10 protein-coding genes are annotated in these 16,783 nt (G+C 72.1%); 5 read left to right on the forward strand and 5 right to left on the reverse strand.

The features are described 5' to 3' along the window. Positions 1–6 precede the first annotated feature (6 nt). From B4N89_RS33995 to B4N89_RS34005, 3 genes are all read left to right on the forward strand, one after another. Positions 7–2,049, forward strand: coding sequence for a bifunctional rhamnulose-1-phosphate aldolase/short-chain dehydrogenase (locus B4N89_RS33995; RefSeq protein ID WP_078980315.1), 2,043 nt, complete (start codon positions 7–9; stop codon positions 2,047–2,049). Then, a complete protein-coding gene (locus tag B4N89_RS34000) occupies positions 2,046–3,554 on the forward strand; it encodes a rhamnulokinase (protein WP_078980316.1) in 1,509 nt (502 codons plus the stop codon). Before B4N89_RS33995 ends, B4N89_RS34000 begins: the two co-directional genes overlap by 4 nt. A 109-nt stretch (positions 3,555–3,663) precedes the next feature. Further along, positions 3,664–4,689 (forward strand): LacI family DNA-binding transcriptional regulator, encoded by a 1,026-nt coding sequence (locus B4N89_RS34005; RefSeq protein ID WP_078980317.1) that lies wholly within the window; start codon positions 3,664–3,666, stop codon positions 4,687–4,689. A gap of 57 nt (positions 4,690–4,746) precedes the next feature. On the opposite strand, the gene B4N89_RS34010 is transcribed toward B4N89_RS34005, so the two are convergent. Next, positions 4,747–7,245 carry a collagenase gene (locus B4N89_RS34010; protein WP_078980318.1) on the reverse strand — a complete coding sequence of 833 codons (2,499 nt, stop codon included), beginning with the start codon at positions 7,243–7,245 and terminating at the stop codon, positions 4,747–4,749. 548 nt (positions 7,246–7,793) lie between these two features. On the opposite strand from B4N89_RS34010, the gene B4N89_RS34015 reads away from it, so the two are divergent. Continuing rightward, positions 7,794–10,115: a glycoside hydrolase family 18 chitinase gene (locus B4N89_RS34015; protein ID WP_078980319.1), complete on the forward strand. Its 2,322-nt coding sequence runs from the start codon at positions 7,794–7,796 to the stop codon at positions 10,113–10,115. Between the two features lie 109 nt (positions 10,116–10,224). Here B4N89_RS34015 and B4N89_RS34020 read toward each other — a convergent pair whose 3' ends face one another. After that, positions 10,225–11,100: a helix-turn-helix transcriptional regulator gene (locus B4N89_RS34020; protein WP_078980320.1), complete on the reverse strand. Its 876-nt coding sequence runs from the start codon at positions 11,098–11,100 to the stop codon at positions 10,225–10,227. A gap of 177 nt (positions 11,101–11,277) precedes the next feature. Here B4N89_RS34020 and B4N89_RS34025 point away from each other — a divergent pair, with 177 nt between their 5' ends. Continuing rightward, entirely contained in the window at positions 11,278–12,054 is a 777-nt protein-coding gene (locus tag B4N89_RS34025; protein ID WP_078980321.1) for an SDR family oxidoreductase, read from the forward strand. 48 nt (positions 12,055–12,102) lie between these two features. Here the strand turns inward: B4N89_RS34025 and B4N89_RS34030 are convergent, their stop codons facing one another. The 3 genes from B4N89_RS34030 to B4N89_RS34040 form a co-directional block, all read right to left on the reverse strand. Continuing rightward, positions 12,103–12,306 carry a cold-shock protein gene (locus B4N89_RS34030; protein ID WP_078980715.1) on the reverse strand — a complete coding sequence of 68 codons (204 nt, stop codon included), beginning with the start codon at positions 12,304–12,306 and terminating at the stop codon, positions 12,103–12,105. 204 nt (positions 12,307–12,510) lie between these two features. Then, positions 12,511–14,043 (reverse strand): long-chain-fatty-acid--CoA ligase, encoded by a 1,533-nt coding sequence (locus tag B4N89_RS34035; protein WP_235619070.1) that lies wholly within the window; start codon positions 14,041–14,043, stop codon positions 12,511–12,513. A gap of 189 nt (positions 14,044–14,232) precedes the next feature. Next, on the reverse strand, positions 14,233–16,758 hold the full coding sequence (locus B4N89_RS34040) for an alpha-L-rhamnosidase C-terminal domain-containing protein (protein ID WP_101897415.1): 2,526 nt from the start codon (positions 16,756–16,758) through the stop codon (positions 14,233–14,235). Positions 16,759–16,783: the final 25 nt, after the last annotated feature.

Raw genomic sequence — 16,783 nt, forward strand, 5'->3', positions numbered from 1 at the left:
CCGCCGATGTCCGGCACCCCACCCGAGGTCGAGCACCTGCTCCGTCGCTCGCACGCGCTCGGCGCGGATCCGCGCAACACCAACTACGCCGGGGGCAACACCTCAGCCAAGGGCGTCGGCACCGATCCGGTCACCGGCGCCCCGGTGGACCTGCTCTGGGTCAAGGGCTCCGGCGGCGACCTGGGCACACTCACCGAGGACGGGCTCGCGGTGTTGCGCCTGGATCGGCTGCGCGCCTTGGCGGGGGTGTACCCGGGAGACGACCGCGAGGACGAGATGGTCGCCGCGTTCGACTTCTGCGGGCACGGCCGGGGCGGCGCCGCGCCGTCCATCGACACCGCGATGCACGGCCTGCTCGACGCCGCGCACGTGGACCACCTGCACCCCGACTCGGGCATCGCGCTCGCCACCTCCGCCGACGGCGAGAAGCTGACCGCCGAGTGCTTCGGCGACACCGTGCCCTGGGTGCCGTGGCGCCGTCCCGGCTTTCGGCTCGGCCTGGACATCGCGGCGATCCGGGCGGCGAACCCGCAGGCGATCGGGTGCGTCCTCGGCGGGCACGGGATCACCGCGTGGGGGCGCACCAGCGCCGAGTGCGAGCGCAATTCGCTGCACATCATCCGCACCGCCGAGGAGTTCATCGCGGCCCGATTCGACCCCGCCCGCCACCCGTTCGGGGAGCCGATCGCCGAACCGCTGCCCGAACCCGAACGCCGGGCCAGAGCCGCCGCGTTGGCCCCACTGCTGCGCGGCCTGGCCTCGACCGACGGCGCCCGGGTCGGGCATTTCACCGACGCGGCACCGGTGTTGGAGTTCCTGTCCCGCCGCGAGCACCCCCGCCTCGCCGCACTCGGCACCTCGTGCCCGGACCACTTCCTGCGCACCAAGGTCCGCCCGCTGGTCCTGGACCTGCCGGCCGACGCGCCGCTCGACGCGGTCGCGGCCCGTTTGCGCGAACTGCACGCCGACTATCGGGCCGACTACGCCGCCTACTACGCGCGCCACGCCGAATCCGACTCGCCGGCCATGCGCGGCGCCGACCCGGCGATCGTCCTGGTGCCCGGCGTGGGCATGTTCTCGTTCGGCGCGGACAAGCGCACCGCCCGGGTGGCGGGCGAGTTCTACCTCAACGCGATCAACGTGATGCGCGGCGCCGAGACCGTCTCCACCTACGCGCCGATCGACGAGCGGGAGAAGTTCCGGATCGAGTACTGGGCCCTCGAAGAGGCCAAGTTGGCCCGCCTGCCCCGGCCGCGCCCGCTGGCCGCCCGGGTGGCCCTGGTCACCGGCGCCGGTTCGGGCATCGGGCGGGCCATCGCGGAACGCCTGGTCGCGGAGGGCGCGTGCGTGGTGGTCGCGGACCGGGACGCGGCGAGCGCGACGGCGGTGGCCGCCTCCCTCGGCGGCGCGGACCGGGCCGTGCCGGTGACCGTGGACGTCACCTCCGAGGCGGGCGTGACGGCCGCGTTCGCCGCCGCCGCGCTGGCGTTCGGCGGCGTGGACCTGGTGGTCAACAACGCCGGACTGTCCATCTCCAAGCCGCTGTTGGAAACCACGGCACAGGACTGGGACGTGCAGCACGACGTGATGGCTCGCGGCTCGTTCCTGGTCGCGCGCGAGGCGGCCCGGACCATGATCGAGCAGGGCCTGGGCGGCGACATCGTCTACATCGTCTCCAAGAACGGCGTCTTCGCCGGCCCGAACAACATCGCCTACGGCGCCACCAAGGCCGATCAGGCCCACCAGGTCCGGCTGTTGGCGGCCGAACTCGGCCCGCACGGGATCCGGGTCAACGGCGTCAACCCCGACGGCGTGGTGCGCGGATCCGGCATCTTCGCGGCCGGATGGGGCGCGCAGCGGGCCGCCGTGTACGGGGTCGAGGAGGAGAAGTTGGGCGAGTACTACGCGCAACGCACCCTGCTCAAGCGGGAGGTGTTGCCCGAGCACGTGGCCAACGCGGTGTTCGCGCTGACCGCCGGCGACCTGGCGCACACCACGGGCCTGCACATCCCCGTCGACGCGGGCGTCGCCGCGGCGTTCCTGCGATGAACACACGCAACCGACGGGGGAGTTCCCCGGACGTCTTCGCCGCCGTCGATCTCGGCGCCTCCAGCGGCCGGGTGCTGGCCGGGCGGGTGGGCCCCGAGATGTTGAGCGTCACCGAGGCGCACCGGTTCGTCAACCGCCCGGTGCGCGTCGGCGGCACGCTGTACTGGGACGTCCTGGCCCTGTACGGCGGCGTCCTGGACGGCCTGCGCGCCGCCGGCCGTACCGCGGGCACCCCGACGAGCATCGGAATCGACGCGTGGGCGGTCGACTTCGCCCTGCTCGACGCGAGCGGCACACTCCTCGGCAACCCGGTGCACTACCGCGACGAGCGCACCACCGGCATCCCCGAACGGGTACACGCCCGCGTATCCGCCGCTCGGCTGTACACCGTCACCGGAATCCAACACGCGAGCTTCACCACCATCCACCAACTCGTCGCGGCCGCCGACACCCCGCAGTTCGGGCCGGCCCGGCGGGCGCTGCTGATTCCGGACCTGATCTCGTACTGGCTCACCGGCGAGGCCGGCACCGAGCTGACCAACGCCTCCACCACCGGACTCCTCGACCCGGACACCCGGCGCTGGTCCACCGGGATCATGGCCGAACTCGACCTCGACCCGGACCTGTTCGCCCCCCTGCGCGCACCCGGCGCGGCAGCCGGCATGCTCATCGACGACGTGACGGCGGAGACCGGACTGCCCGCCGGGGTCCGGGTCACCGCCGTCGGCTCGCACGACACCGCCTCGGCCGTGGTCGCCGTCCCCGCCCACGACGAGCGCTTCGCCTACATCTCCAGCGGGACCTGGTCCCTGGTCGGCGTCGAACTCGACGCGCCGGTGCGCACCGAGGAGAGCCGCCGGGCGAACTTCACCAACGAACTGGGCGTCGACGGCACGGTGCGCTACCTGCGCAACGTGATGGGCCTGTGGCTGCTCCAGGAATGTATGCGGCACTGGGACCGGCTCGGCCGGCCGCAGTCGCTGGACCGGCTGCTCGACGACGCGGCGCGGGTGCCGCCGCTGCGCTTCGTCGTCGACGCGGGCGATCCCGTCTTCCTGCCGCCCGGCGACATGCCCGAGCGCATCGCCGCGGCCTGCCGCCGGGCGGGCGAGCCGGTCCCGGCCACGCCGGGGGAGACGGTGCGCTGCATCCTGGACAGCCTCGCGCTCGCCTACCGCCGGGCGGTACGGGACGCGCAACGCCTGTCCGGGCGCGCCGTCGACGTGGTGCACGTGGTCGGCGGCGGCGCGCTGAACACGCTGCTGTGCCAGGCGACCGCCGACGCGTGCGGCCTGCCGGTGGTGGCCGGCCCGACCGAGGCCGCGGCGCTGGGCAACCTGCTCGTCCAGGCCCGGACCGCCGGGGCCGTACCGGGCTCGCTCGCGGATCTGCGCACACTGGTCCGGACCACTCAGCCGCTGCGCCGCCACGAACCCCGCCCCGACGCGGGCGAGTGGGCCCGAGCCGCCGATCGCCTGCCGAAGCGCGCCGGATCGCCGGCCTGACGCCCCTGCCGATCGCGGTTCGGGGATCCGCCCCGGCACCGCATAGGCTGCCGGGGTCGGACCCGCCGGCCCGACCCCGGACCGGCCTGGAGAAGCGGATCGATCCCGGATGACGACGTCGAGCATCAAAGAGGTGGCCCACCGGGCCGGAGTGTCGGTGGGTACGGTGTCCAACGTGCTCAACCACCCCGAGCGGGTGGCCGAGTCCACCCGCAACCGGGTGCTCGAGGCGGTGGAACTGCTCGGCTTCGTGCGCAACGACTCGGCTCGCTCGCTGCGTTCGGGCGTGGTCAACACGGTCGGCCTGATCGTCCTCGACGTGGCCAACCCGTTCTTCACCGACGTCGCGCGCGGCGTCGAGGACGTCTGCAACGAGTCCGGTTCGGTGGTCATCCTGTGCAACTCGGACGACTCCGGAACCAAGCAGGAGCGATACCTGCGCGTGCTCCAGGAACAGCGGGTGCGCGGCGTGCTGGTCACCCCCGCGCGTGACGCGGAGCTGCCGGTGTCCGATCTGCGTGCCCGAGGCCTGGCGGTGGTGCTGCTCGATCGCGGCGGCGACCGCGCGGACCTGTGCTCGGTGGCGGTGGACGACGTGCTGGGCGGCCGGTTGGCCGCCGAGCACCTGGTGGCGGCCGGCCACCGCGCGTTCGCGTTCGTGTCCGGTCCGCTGTCCATCCGCCAGTGCGAGGACCGCCGCCGCGGCATGCGCGCCGCGCTGCGCGACGCGGGCCTGCGGCTCGGTACCTCCACCCGCGACGTCACGGTCCCCGCGATGAACGCGAGATCCGGCGCCGAGGCGGCCCGGCGTCTGCTCGACGCGGGCACCGTGCCCTCGGCGATCTTCTGCGCCAACGACCTGCTGGCCCTGGGCCTGATGCGCGAGTTGCTGCGCGCCGGCGTGCGGATCCCGCGGGACGTCGCGGTGGTGGGCTACGACGACATCGAGTTCGCCGCGGCCTCGGCGGTCCCGCTGACCTCGGTGGGCCGGCCCACCTACCGCCTCGGCCGCACCGCCGCCGAACTCCTCCTCGAAGAGAGCGAACACCCCGACACCCACACCCACCGCCAGGTGGTCTTCCGCCCCGAGCTGGTGATCCGCGAATCCACGAGCGACGGCGGCGAGGCCCGGTAGGACCCCGCCGCCGCGGTCCGCCCGGCGCGCGTCGTGGGCGCGCCGGGCGGGGTTCGGTCAGTAGCTCGTCGTCACCGTGGTGCCGGCGAACGCCTGCTTTCCGTAGAGGGAGATGTAGTGGTAGCCCTCGTGCGGTGCGGTGATGGTCAGGGTCTCCGCGTTGCCCGTCCGGGTGGACTTGGCGGTGTAGGCCGTGGTCGTGGCCCAGTTGTCACTGTTGTAGTAGAGGTCGGCGTTGCCGGTGCCGCCGGCGGTGACGATGTTCAGGCGCGCGGTCCCCGCCGGGATGTAGACGTAGAACCAGGCGGTTCCGTTCGCGCCGGCCGAGACCGAGCCGCGGCTGCAGTTCTTGCCCAGGACTCGGGTGTCGGGGTCGGTGCACTCGGTGGTGCCTCCGCCGCCGGTGACCGTGACGTTGTGGCTGACGGTCGCGGTGGCGCCGCCGTTGTCGGTGACGGTCAGCTTCACCGTGTAGGTGCCGGCCGCGTACGTCTTGGTCGGGTTGGCCGCGGTCGAGGTGGTGCCGTCGCCGAAGTCCCAGGCGCGGGAGGCGATGGTGCCGTCCGAGTCGGTGGAGGTGTCGGTGAAGGCGACCGACGTACCGCTGACCGCGCTGGTGAACTCGGCCGTCGGCGGGCGGTTGGTGGGCGTGCCGCCGCCGCACTCGCCCGCGGCGCAGGCGGCCAGCCAGGTGTACCAGTCGCTGTCGTAGCGGGTGCCGATGGTGGAGGTCAGGAAGGTGCGCGCGCCGGCCCAGTCGCCGGTGCGGTAGTAGCCGAGCAGGCGGGTGATGTCCGCCGGGTGCTTTTGCAGCATGTAGCGCACGCCGAGGTAGCCCCAGCGGTAGATGCGGGTCGTGTCGTGGGAGTAGGTGGTGTCGAAGACGGTACTCAGCGCGTAGGTGTGCTTGCCCGCCTCGGTGATCGCGGCGTCGTAGGGCAGATTGCGGTAGGAGTAGGAGACGTACTCCGCGAAGCCCTCGATCCACCAGATGGTCGGGGTGGTCACGCCCGCGTCGAAGTCGCCGAACATGTCGAACCGGCCGTCGAGGTAGTGCGTGTACTCGTGGTTGAGGTTCCAGATCTCGAACGCGGGCCGGGTCCACTCGGCCTCGTAGGCGATGAACCGGGGCTGGTTGCCGGCCGCGCTCGGGTCGCCCTCCAGGTACATGCCGCCGTTGTTGGTGTCGATGCCGAAGATGGCGCCGGCGTAGGTCTGGTAGTCGGCGCTGGAGTGGAAGACCACCACCTCGATCGTGGTGTTGCGGTCGTTGGCCACCGCGCCGCTGTCCTTGACCACACCGTGGAAGTACGAGTCCTGGTTGCGCAGGCTCGTGCAGGCGGTGGCCAGGTTGGCCTGGCTGATCTCCTGGGCCCGGATGTGGATGCTCGGGCTACAGGTGTAGTCGATGGTCAGCACCGCGGCGATCAGCCGCGCCTGGAGGTCGCAGGTGTCGTAATAGGCGCACTGTGCCCTGTCGTAGTAGTCGGTGCCCTCGGCCAGCGCGACCCACATCGCGGCGGTCGGCCCGGTGATCGAGGTGGCGCTCAGGTGCGCGCGCACCATCGGGCGCACCCGGGACTGCAGGCTCGCGTACTGGAGGAAGCGGGCCAGTTCGCGGCCCGCGTTGACGGTCAGATAGGCCCGGTCGGTGCCGAGCAGGTCCCGGTGTGCCCGCGCGAAGGCGTCGACCGCGTCGACGGTGCTCGGGTCGGACTGCACGGCGGTGACGAACTCGGGTACCTGGTGGCCGCGGAAGAGCACGGTGAAGACGTTGTTGACCGAGGCCTTCATCCACCACGACGCGTCGTACGAGCTGTTGTAGCCCGCCAACAGCCGCTTGACCACGTAGAGATAGCGGGCGTTCTCCTGGGCGCTGTCGATCAGGGTGACCGCCTCGGCCAGCGTCTCGCCGTTGGCGTCGGTGACGTCCGAGGAGTGCGAGTTGGCGAAGAAGGCGTCCAGACCGGAGCGGATCGCGGTCTTCAGCGCGGGACCGTAAGTGCCCACCGTGGTGGGGTCGTACCACTGCACGTAGTAGCCCGCCCGCAGGAAGAGCACCACCTGCGGCGCGCCCGTGCCGGCGTTGCCCGGGTAGGAGCCGGCGAGGTCGCGCAGCGCGTAGGCGACCGTGGTCATCTGCTCTTCGCGGAAGATCGAGCGGGCGTTGGTCCCGGAGACGGTGAACAGTGTGTTCACGCACTCCGTCGTCGACGCCTTGATCTGCGTGACCAGCGCGGCGCCGGTACGGCTCGCGAAGTCGGCGACCGAGCAACCCGCCGCGACGGCACGCTGGTTCGCCGCGGCCATCGACGGCCGGGCCGGCCGGGCGGCCGACGCCGGATCGTCGTAGTCGCGCCGGGCGTTGTCGGACGCGTTCGCGGCCAGCGGCGGCCGGTCGGGGACCGGCAGCGGCGTGCCCCGGGTGTGTGGGGACCGGTCGGCCGAGGCGCTGGGGGGCGCGCCGGGCGGTGCGGCCACGGGGATCGGGGTCGCCGCCGCGCCGGGATCGGCGGGGGCGGCCGATCCGGGCTGGGTGAACAACCCGAAGCCCATGGCGAGCGATACGGCAACCACCGCGACGCGGCGGAGTCTTCCCTGTCGTGCGGGATCGGTTGATCGATTGGTTCGCAAAGACCGTCTCCTTGCGGAACAGAGGGCACGCGCCCGCGCGCCTCCGATGAGGGGTGGTGCAACGGCATGAGCGGTTTCGTCGCCGGCCCCGTTTCGGGGAGAGAGGCGGAGCCGGCGCGTGCGTGGTACTGCTCGCTGTCTCGCCGAAGAGCCAACGGTGGCAAGGCAGTTGGTGCCGCCGTGGACCGGAAGGGGAGCGTCCGGACCGCTGCGTGACATGTACCATGTCACAAATCACATTTTGCGTGAAGGGGTATCGAACACCGAGTGCGGCCAACGAAACGGCAGCGGGCCCGGGGGAGTTCGGGCGGGCCGATTTTGCCGGGACTTGCCGGCACCTCACTGCTACTGGTCTAGACCTTGATTATTGGTCCAGACCTTCATTACGCTCGCCCTACTGTGTGAGCCGGACAACCCGGCTCATTGTGGGGCACAGGTTCTCCGTCGGATCCCGAAATCCAGGAGCACCCATGGCCATCGGAACCGTGAGGCGCACCAAACGCACCAAGCCAGGCAAGAGATTCATCGCCATCTGTGCGAGCCTGCTCCTCCCGCTCGCCGCGATGGTCGGCCTGTCCGCCGCACCCGCGCAAGCCGCCGCAGGCGCCACCGCGACCTTCGCCAAAACCTCCGACTGGGGGGGCGGTTTCCAGGGGGAGTGGACGATCAAGAACACCGGTACCACCGCCGTCACGGCCTGGACCGTCGAGTGGGACTTCCCCGCCGGCACCTCCGTGGGCGCGTACTGGGACGCCTTGATCACCTCGTCCGGAACGCACTACACCGCCAAGAACCGTACCTACAACGGCTCGGTCGCGCCCGGGGCGAGCGTCAAGTTCGGCTTCGTCGGCTCCGGCCCCGGAAGTCCCAGTGGCTGCAAGATCAACGGCGGCCCCTGTGACGGCGTACCGCCGACCGACAACCCGCCGAGCGCGCCCGGCCAGCCGAGCGCGACCGCGACCACCTCGACCTCCATCTCGCTGAGCTGGGGCGCGGCCACCGACGACCACGGCGTCAAGAACTACGACGTCTACCGCGGCACTTCCGTGGTCGCCACGGTCACCGGCACCGCGTACACCGACACCGGTCTGAGCGCCGACACCGCGTACACGTACAAGATCGTGGCGCGGGACAGCATCGACCAGACCGGACCCGCGTCGCCGACGGCCACGCTGCGCACGGCCCCCGGCGGCGGTACCGACACACCCCCGACCGCCCCCGGCACACCGACGGCGAGCAGCGTGAACGACACGTCGCTCACCCTCAACTGGACGGCGGCCACCGACGACCACGGCGTCAAGAACTACGACGTCCTGCGCGGCGGCAGCAAGATCGCCACCGTCACCGGGACCACGTACAACGACACCGGCCTGACCGCGAACACCACCTACACGTACACCGTGGTGGCTCGCGACACCATCGACCAGACCGGTCCGGCCAGTGCGCCGCTCACCGTCAAGACCACCGGCGGCGGCACCCCGGGCGGCGAGTACTTCCGCGTGGGCTACTTCGTGCAGTGGGGCATCTACGGCCGCGCCTACACGATGAAGTCGCTGGACACCACCGGTGCCGCGGCCAAGCTCACGCACATCAACTACTCCTTCTCCAACATCGACCCGGTCAACCTGACCTGCCTCAACGGCGTCACCAAGGCCACCACCCCGGGTCCGCAGGACCCGAACCAGGGTGACGGCGCGGGCGACTCGTGGGCGGACTACGAAAAGGGCTTCAGCGCCGGGGAATCCGTCAACGGCACCACCGACACGTGGGACCAGCCGTTGGCCGGAAACTTCAACCAGCTCAAGCAACTCAAGGCGAAGTACCCGAAGTTGAAGGCGCTGATCTCGGTCGGCGGCTGGACGTACAGCCGGTACTTCTCCGACGTCGCCAAGACCGACGCGTCGCGGCAGAAGTTCGCCAAGTCCTGCGTGGACATGTACCTCAAGGGCAACCTGCCGGTGACCGGCGGACGCGGCGGCAACGGTGTCGCGGCCGGGATCTTCGACGGCTTCGACCTCGACTGGGAGTGGCCGGGCGCCGAGGGTCACGCGGGCAACCACATCTCCGCGGACGACAAGAACAACCTGACCCTGCTGATGGCCGAGTTCCGCAAGCAGATGGACGCGTACGGCCAGACCACGGGCAAGCACTACCTGCTCACCGCGTTCACCCCCGCCGACCCCGGCAAGCTGGACGTGGGCTGGGACATCACCACGCGCGACGGCACGCCCAGCGTGTTCGACTACATGGACTACGCCAACGTGCAGGGCTACGACTTCCACGGCTCCGGCAGCGACAACAGCTGGGAACCGAACCGCACCGGGGACCAGGGCAACCTGTACCAGGACGCGGGGGACCCGTACCCGACCAAGTTCAGCGTGGAGACCACCGTCAACTACTACCTGAACCAGGGCGTGGACCCGCGCAAGCTCGCCCTCGGCCTCGCCTTCTACGGACGCGGCTGGCAGGGAGTGACCGACGGCGGGGCGCACGGCGAATGGCAGGACGCCCACGGCGCCGCACCGGGCCAGTTCCCGGAGGAATCCGGCACCAGGGGCTACTCCAACCTGATGTCGTCGGTACCGAACCTGACCGTCTACCACGACGAGCAGTCGGTCTCGACCTACGGCTTCACCGGCAACAACGGCCAGTGGTGGACCTTCGACGACGCGTGGTCCATCGGGAAGAAGACGGCCTGGCTCCGTTCGAAGAATCTCCTGGGCGCGATGATCTGGGAGATGAGCGGGGACACCGGGGTGTTGATGACCGCGGTCGACAACGGGCTGAAGTAACGGCCCCCTGAACGGAAGGCCGGGAGGCGGTGAGTGGCCGCCTTCCGGCCTTCCTCGTCGTCCGCGCCTCGTCCCGGGCGACTCCTCCGGCAACCCCGCCGTCGCCCCGTCAGGCGCCGTGCGGGACGTCGGCGGTCGGGAGTTCGGGTGCGGTCCAGTCGGCGAGGATCCGCAGCGCCTCGGCCGTGGGGGAGGCCGGCTCGACGTTGTAGACGCACAACGTCTGCTCCGTATCGCCCGGGACCTGGAAGGACTCGTAGGCGAAGTGGAGGTCGCCGACGAGGGGATGGCGGTAGTGCTTGGCGCCGTGGGTGCGGCGCAGCACCCGGTGGTCGTTCCACCAGCCGCTGAACTCGGGGGATGCGAGCGTCAGTTCGCCCACCAGATCGGCGAGCCGGCGATCGTTGGGGTAGCGGCCCGCCTCGAACCGGAGCATGGCGACCGTCTCGGCGGCGAGGCGTTCCCAGTCGCCGACGCGCTCGCGTGCCTCGGGGTCGAGGAGGTAGTACCGGGCCAGGTTGCGCCGGGTGGCGGGCAGCGCGTCGAAGTCGGTGAGCACGGCCCTGGCGAGCCGGTTGCCGGCCAACACGTCGGTCCGCCGGCCCAGGATGAACGCCGGCACCCGGTCGAGGGTCTCCAGCATCAGATACAGGCCCGGGCGCACCCGCTGGGCGGCCCCGGCCGGTGCGCGCCGTACGTCGCGGGCGTCGGCACCCAGCAGGTCGGTGAAGTGTTCGCGCTCGGTGTCGTCGAGCCGCAGCACGCGGGCGATCGCCGCCACGACCTCGGTGGAGGGGTTGTGCGCGCGTCCCTGCTCCAGGCGCGTGTAGTACTCCGTACTGACGCCGGCCAGGCGGGCCACCTCGTCGCGGCGCAGGCCGGGTACGCGGCGGACCCGGCCGTCGGCGGGCAGCCCGGCCTCCGCGGCCGTGATTCCGGCGCGGCGTGAGCGCAGGAACCCGGAGATCTCCTTGGTGCGGTCCATGGGACCAGTGTGCGCGAGTCGGCGCTGCCGTATCCGCGCGGGGCCGGCCCTGTCGGTACCTGTTTCGGCAGGGCCATTTCCGGCGTCCGCACGGGCTCCTCGAGGTGGTGTGCTGGATGAGCGGTCGAGAGGAACCGGCCGCGACCCCGCTTCGCTCGCCCGTGGAGGGTACGCACCATGTCCATGAACACCATCTCCCGCCCGTTGGCCCGCCGCGTCGCCGTCGTCACCGGCGCCTCCAGCGGTATCGGTGCGGCCTCCGCCGAGAAACTGGCCGCGCTCGGTGCCCGGGTCGTCGTCCTGGCCCGGCGGGCCGATCGGCTGGCGGATCTGGTCGCCCGCATCGAGCGCGACGGCGGCAGCGCGCTGGCGATCGCCGCCGACGTGACCGACGCGGCGGCCCTGGCGGACGCCGCGGCCCGGGTGGCGGCCGAGTTCGGCGGCGCCGACCTGCTCCTGAACAACGCCGGCGTCATGCTTCCCGCCCCGATCGAGGAGTTGGCGGTCGACCAATGGAAGCAGCAGATCGATCTGAACGTCACCGGGCTGATGAACACGATCGGCGCGTTCACTCCGCAACTGGTCGAGGCCGCCGCCGAGCGCGGGGTCGCCGACCTGATCAACACCTCGTCGATCGCGGCGCAGAACATCTTTCCGAATTTCGCCGTCTACTCCGGGACCAAGGCGTACGTCACCCACCTGTCCCGGCACCTGCGGGCCGAATTGGGCGCGCGGAACGTGCGGGTCTCGGCCCTGGAACCGGGCATCGTCGGCACCGAGTTGCAGAGCCACGTCACCGACCCGGGAGCGCGGGAGTGGCTGGCGGGCGCCAAGGAGAGCATGGAGTGGCTCACGGCGGAGGACGTCGCGGAGACCGTCGGCTTCATCGCCGCGATGCCGCCGCGGGTGAACTTCCAGCAGGTCACCATCATGCCCACCGGGCAGGCGGCCTGACCTGTCGTGCCGCGGCGGTGACACACCGCCGCGGCACGAACGGGAGTACTAGCCGGCGACGATGTTCTCCGCCTGCGGGCCCTTCTGGCCCTGGGTGACGTCGAACGTCACCTTCTGGCCCTCCTGCAGCTCGCGGTAACCGCTGCCGGAGATGTTCGAGTAGTGGGCGAAGACGTCGGGGCCGCCACCGTCCTGCTCGATGAAGCCGAAGCCCTTCTCACTGTTGAACCACTTCACGGTGCCACTGGCCACGCCGAACTCCTCGTTCAGAAAATGGAACCGTGCCGCGCACGATGCGGGCCCGGAGGTGCTCACCGGACCCGAAGCGGCTGTGCACAGCAAAATCGCCCGTGATCGCGATCACGGGCGAACGAACTTCGGGCCACGACTACTTGGGAACCGAAGGTACCCGAGCCCGCCCTCCCGCGCCACGCACCCACCCGAACTCGCCCCCGACTACCGGGCGGCGGCCCCCGATGGCGGCGGTGTGGCGTCGCGCAGTGCCCGCTTGAGGATCTTGCCCGTCGGGCCCAGCGGGAGGGCCGACATCGGGTGGAAGACACGGGGATACTTGTGCCGGCCGAGGTGTTCGCGGGACCAGGCGATCAGGTCGTCGGGGGTGGGCGGCTCGGTGCCGGGCGCGGCGGGGCGCAGTACGACGGCCGCGTGGATCTCCTCGCCGAGCGCCTCGTGCGCCGCGCCGTAGACGGCGACCTGGGCGATCGCGGGGTGCCGGGCCAGGACCTCCTCGACCTCGCGCGGGTAGACGTTGTATCCGCCGCGGATGACCAGGTCCTTCTTCCGGTCCACGATGCTCAGGAAGCCCTCGTCGTCGACCGCGCCGAGGTCGCCGGTGCGGAACCAGCCGTCCACGATCGCGGCGGCGGTGGCGGCCGGGTCGTCGAGGTAGCCGGCGAACACGTTGTGGCCCCGGACCACCACCTCGCCGACCGCCCCGGCGGGCAGCAGTTCGATGCGCTCGTCCACCTCGGCGGCGGCGATCGCGACCTCCACCCCGCGGATCGCATGGCCGACCGTGCCGGGCCGGCGGCCGAGCAGGCGCTGGTTGAACGTGGCCGCCGGAGACGTCTCGGTCAGCCCGTACCCCTCGAAGACGCGCGTTTCGAACGCGGCCTCGAAGCGCTCCAGGCCGGCGACGGGCAGCGCGGCGCCGCCGGACACGGCCAACCGCAGCGTCGGCGCGGTCGCGCCGGAGGCCCGCGCCGCCTCGGTGAGCGCGTGGAACATCGTCGGTACGCCCATGAACACGCTCACCCCCTCCGCGGCCATCAGTTCGAGCGCGGCGGCGGCGTCGAAGCGGGGCATCAGCACCAGGGTCGCGCCGGCCCGCAGCGCGGCGTTCATCGCGCACGTCTGGCCGTAGCTGTGGAACAGCGGCAGGCAGCCCAACACCACGTCCCCGGGCCCCAGTTCGTGCAGGTCCTGGGCGCAGACCGTGGCGTTGAGCACGATGTTGAGGTGGGTCAGCCGGGCACCCTTGGGCCGGCCGGTGGTGCCGGAGGTGTACAGGATGGCCGCGATGTCGTCGGCCGTGGTCGGGTGTGCGGCGGTCAGCGGCGCGCCGGGGTGTTCGTGGTCGGCGGCCAGCATCGGTATCCCGGCCGCGTCGGCGGCGGCCCGCGCGGTCGGCCACAGCGCGCCGCCGCTGATCGTGAGTACCGACCCGCTGTGCCGCAGGACGAATTCGACCTCCTCGGCCACCAGCAGCCCGTGGACCGGCACGACAGTGGCGCCGGCCGCGATCACCGCGTGGTAGACGCGGGGGAACGCCGCGACGTTGGGCAGCATCACCGCGACCCGATTCCCGGGCCGCACCCCCCGTTCGCGCAGCGCCGCGGCGTAGCGCAGCACGTCGGCCCACAGGTCGCGGTAGGTGATCCGGCTGTCGCCCTCGACCACGGCGGTGCGGTCGGGGAAGCGCAGCGCGGTGTCGCTCAGCAGGGCGGACACGCCGAGGTGTTGGCGCACGAAGACTCCAAGGGCAGGCGGCGGGGTGGGCCGAAGGGCGGGCCGGGCGAGGCCGCCGCTCGGCTGGGCGCGGACGGACACGGGCATCGTGTCCGCTTTTTCGTTACGCGTATTGTTAAGTTGGCGCGATGGAATCGTCAATGCCCGCGCGTCGAGATCCGGCCGGCCTCGACGCGCGGAGCGGGCCGCCTACGCGTCCGCCGGCAGCGCGGACAGGTCCGCGTCGAACGCGCCGGCGGGCCGCTCGGCGACGGTGCCGTCCGGGGCCACGAGTCGGACCGGGACCGGGGATTCGACATGCACGCGGGTGCCCTCCACCGCGACGTGGACGAGGCCGTACGGGGTGGGGACCGCGCCCTCGGCCCAGTCCAGGTCGCCCAGGCGCGGGGCGATCCGGACCCTCGTGCAGCCGGGCTCGGCGGGGGTGATCCCGAGCGTGTACACCAGCAGGTCGCGGGTGGGCGTGGACGACCAGCCGTGGCAGTAGCTGCCGCCCTCCCAGGTCTCCCGCCACGCGGTGGGGCCGGAGGCGAGCAGGCGCCGCCAGTCGCGGCACAGGTCGGCGATCGTGTCCGCGGCGCCGAGCAGGGCCAGCGCGTCGTGCACCACGTAGCGGAAGAAGGGCTGTGCGCCGACCACCCGGCGCCGCGCGTCCCACGTCACGGCGGGCGGGGTGAAGCGGGCCACCTCGTGCCCGGTGGGCGCGCCGTCCGCGTCCGCGCCGTGCGCGGCGACCGGTGCCCGGGTGAACATCACGTCCCGCGCGAGCAGGAACGTGCGCACCCGATCCGCGCGTTCGGCGGGCACCAGGCCGGCGCAGACCGCCGCCGCGGTGGTGTGCTCGCTCATCGCGGGCCGCACCACGTCCTCCACCGCGTGATCCCGGTACCCACCCCGCTCCTCGTCCCAGAACACCTCGAAGCCGACCCGCACCGCGTCGTGCAACTCCCGAGCCCAGGCGGCCCGGTTGGCGTCGCCCAACCACTGCGCCATCTCCGCGAAGTCGCCCAGCGCCCGCGCCCAGAGCGCGTTCAGCGCCGCGCTGGTGCCCTCGACCTGCACCGGCGACCAGTCGATCAGCACCCAGCCGGTCACGTCGTGCACCAGGCCGTCGGCGCCGAGGAAGGCGGTGAACCAGTCGAGCACCGTTTCGGCGGCGGGCAACAGCCGGGCGATCAGCGCCCGATCGCCGGTGTAGCGGTGGAGGTTGTACACCGAACGCACCCAGTGCAGCGCCCAGTCGGGAATGCCGACCAACTCCGGATCACCACCGTCACCGGCGGCCACCATCGGCAACAGGCCGTCACCGCGCGGGTTCGCGGTGAGCACGGGTTGGTGCCGGGCCAGGCTCCAGTCCGGGTTGGTGACCAGGTCGACCGACTGGTGCACGACCGCGTCGCCGGTCCAGGCCCGCTGCTCTCGGCTGGGGCAGTCGATGTAGGCGTCGTGCGCGGTCAGGTCCACGGTGCGCAGGCCCACCCGGTGGATACGTTCCAACAGCGGGTCTGAGCAGGCGAAGTACGGTCCGGCCGGGCGCGGCCGCAGCCGTTCGAGCACGGCGGGCGCGAGCCGTACCGGTCCGGCGGCGTCCACCACGAGGACCAGGTAGCGGCCGCCGGCCGGGTCGCCGAGCCGGAACCGCTCGCCCGCGTCGTCCCCGCGCGCTGTGTAGGCGAAGCACGCGGCACCGGCGAGCGCGGCCGGGGTCGGCGACTCGGCGAGCGCGCCGAACACCACGGTCCCCGGGGCCGCTTCGAGGTCGAGGCGCACCGTGCCGCTGACCATGCGCCCCAGATCGGCGATCACCAGCCGGCGACCGGCGGGCAGCGCGAGGGTGGGCGAGGGGGCGCCGGCGGCCGGGTCGGGAACGGCGTCCGGGCGGGCCTCGGGTCGGATCGCGGTGAGCGCGCCGAGCAGCGCGGCCCGTACGTCGGCGAACGTCAACGGGCCCTCGGGGCGCGGCGCGACGGGCAGCGACGCGGAGTCGAACGCGGCCGGAGTGCGGGTGGCGCCGCCGAGCGCCGGCAGCGGATTGGGCAGCAGCGCGCCGTACGGTTCGGCCGGCGGCCGGGTGCTGCCGGTGCTGCCGACATGGGCGGCGGGCACCACCGTCGCGGTGTCCCAGAGCGCGTCGTCGAAATCCGGCCCGGTCCACGCCGGGTCCAGCCGGCGGGCGTCCAGGATCTCCGGGATCTGCGGGGACACCGTGGACTGCGGGGCACACGGCGTCCAGGCGTCGGCGACCCGGCAGCGCCAGGCGGCGTCGGTACCGATCCAACGCTCCGCGCCGAGGTCGAACTCGGCGACCAGCGCACCGCCGCCGAGGCTGTACGTGGTCGGCGAGGGCACCCACCACGCGGTGCGGTGGCCGTAGAACCGGGCCAGTACGGCGATCACGTTGCGCCCGGGGCGCAGCGCCGCCGCCGCGTCGCCGACGTCGAAGTACAGCCGCCGGCCGCCGTGCCGGATCGGACCGTGCGCGAGTTCGACGCCGTTGACGTAGAGCACGTGTCGCGAATCCGAGCTGATCCGGAACGGCGCGTGGTCGGGCACCTCGGCCAGTTCGAACGTGCGCCGGAACAGCACGCGGCAATCGAACCGCTCGGGATCGAGCGAGCCGTTCATCGGATTCTCCCGGGACGGCGCCCCCACCGCGGAGCGCTCCGTCCAGACCCAGTGGCCCCGCCATCGGCGGTTCGCGAACGTCTCTCGCATGGTGCGTGTCCTTCCGCTCGGCGGC

It is taken from the genome of Embleya scabrispora, from assembly GCF_002024165.1.
Classification (GTDB): domain Bacteria; phylum Actinomycetota; class Actinomycetes; order Streptomycetales; family Streptomycetaceae; genus Embleya; species Embleya scabrispora_A.